The sequence below is a fragment of the Microbacterium sp. HMWF026 genome (genome assembly GCF_003061325.1).
GTDB classification, from domain to species: Bacteria; Actinomycetota; Actinomycetes; order Actinomycetales; family Microbacteriaceae; genus Microbacterium; species Microbacterium testaceum_E.
Genome location: NZ_QAJB01000374.1, coordinates 1 through 2,217 on the forward strand (window position 1 = coordinate 1; position 2,217 = coordinate 2,217).

A 2,217-nucleotide genomic window follows, 5' to 3' on the forward strand; every position below is an offset into this window, starting at 1 on the left:
ACCCCCAACCCCGCCACCGCGTCCGAGAAGCCCTTCGAGGGGTGGGGCACGAGCCTCGTCTGGTTCGCCAACGCGACCGGCGGCTATCCCGCCGACGTCCGGCAGAAGCTCTACGACGCCGTCTTCGGCGATGACGGGCTCAACCTGAACATCGCCCGGTACAACATCGGCGGCGGCAATGCCACCGACGTGCCCTCGTACCTGCGCCCGGGTGGAGCGGTGCCGGGATTCTGGAACCCCGACCTCGCCGCGAGCGACGCGAAGGGGCCGATCACCTCGACCTACGCCGATCGCGACCGCTACAAGGCGGCGTGGAATCCGGACGACCCCGCCTCGTACGACTTCGACGCCGATGCCGGTCAGCGCTGGTGGCTCGACGCGCTGAAGGACAAGGTCACCCACTGGGAGGCGTTCAGCAACTCGCCGCCGTACTTCCTCACGCAGAGCGGCTACGCCTCGGGAGGCATCAACAACGCCACCAGCGAGCAGCTCGCCCCGGCCGACATGGACAAGTTCGCCGGCTACCTCGTCACCGTCGTCGACGAGCTCGAGAAGAAGCACGGCATCACCTTCGACACGATCGATCCGTTCAACGAGCCCAACACCAACTACTGGTCGACGCAGATCCCCGACGGGGCGACCTGGCCGACCGGTGGACGTCAAGAGGGCGCTCACATCGGACCGCAGGCGCAGGATGCCATGGTCAAAGCGCTCGCGGCGCGTCTGGCGCAGCCGAGCACTACGACCGACGCCGTCATCTCGGCGATGGACGAGACCAACCCCGGCATCTTCGCCACCAACTGGAACGCGTGGTCGGCGCAGTCCAAGGCGCTCGTGGACCAGCTGAACGTCCACACCTACGGCACCGACGGGCGTCCAGTGGTCCGCGACATCGCCAAGGCCGCGGACAAGCCGCTCTGGATGAGCGAGGTCGAGGGCAACTGGACCGCGCAGGACAAGGGCTTCGTCACGAACGACATCGACAACGGCATCGGCATGGCGCAGCACATCGTGGGCGACCTGCGCGAGCTCGAGCCGGACGCGTGGGTGTTCTGGCAGCCCGTCGAAGACCTCTACAACATGGAGAAGGTCGAGAAGCTGAACTGGGGCAGCGTCTTCATCGACTTCGACTGCAACGCCGAGGGCAAGTCCGAGCGACGTATCGCGGACGGCGAGGCCGACCCCTCGTGCAAGGTGCTGACCAACGAGAAGTTCAACACCGTGCGCAACTTCACCCACTTCATCACGCCCGGGGCGCACCTGATGGCGACCGACGACGCGCAGTCCACCGCGGCGCTCGACGCCGACGGCACGGGCGCGACCATCGTCCACGTCAACGCCGAGGACGCGGACCGCACCGTCGAGATCGACCTGCGCGACTTCGGGGCGATCGCTCCCGGGGCGACGGTCACCCCGATCGTGACGACCCAGTCGACCGTCGATGCGCCGTCCTCGAACGCGCTCGTGCGCGGAGAACCGGTCGCCGTGGACACGGCATCCCGCACCGCCACCCTCACCATCCCCGCGAAGTCGGTCGTGACCTTCCAGATCGACGGGGTCTCGGGTGTCTCCGCCGACGCCGCCGCCTTCCGCGACGGGCAGACCGTTCAGCTGACGGGACTGCAGAGCGGCCTCGCCCTCGACGCGTCGTCGACCCTGGCCGTCCGGGCCCCGGCCACGACGGCCGAGGCTGCGCGCGCGCAGTCCTGGACCGTGCGCACGATCGACGGTGAGGGCACCAACCGGCACCGCTTCACGCTGCAGAACGGCACGGGGAAGTTCCTGGCCTCACGGGGCGGCGGCACCGCGCTCGTCGACGCCGACCCGACCGCGGCGGCGGCCGACCCCTCCCTGCAGTGGATGGCATCCACCGTCGACGGCACGTACTACTCGGTCCTTAACGTCGCGGCCGAACGCGTGCTCGACGTCAACGGCGGCAGCTCCACGCCCGGGGCGGCGGTCGGTCTGTGGACGTCCAACGGCGGCGGCAACCAGCAGTGGCGCATCGCCGGAACGGCCGTCGTCGGCGCCGAGCCGGTCTCGGTCGCCACCGCTGTCGGCGTCACGCCGACGATGCCCGAGACGGTCGCCCTGCGCTACGCCGGTTCGACGCTGCGCAGCGCCGCGGTGACGTGGCAGCTCGAGGGCGTGGACTTCTCGCGCCCCGGCACGGTCCAGGTACGCGGCACCGGCACCGACCTTTTCGGAGCGCCCTTC

At 69.5% G+C, this 2,217-nt stretch carries 1 protein-coding gene; it reads left to right on the top strand.

The annotated features are described in order from the left end of the window. On the top strand, positions 1 to 2,217 hold a 2,217-nt coding region (locus DBR36_RS13940; RefSeq protein ID WP_181373611.1), incomplete at both ends, for a glycoside hydrolase.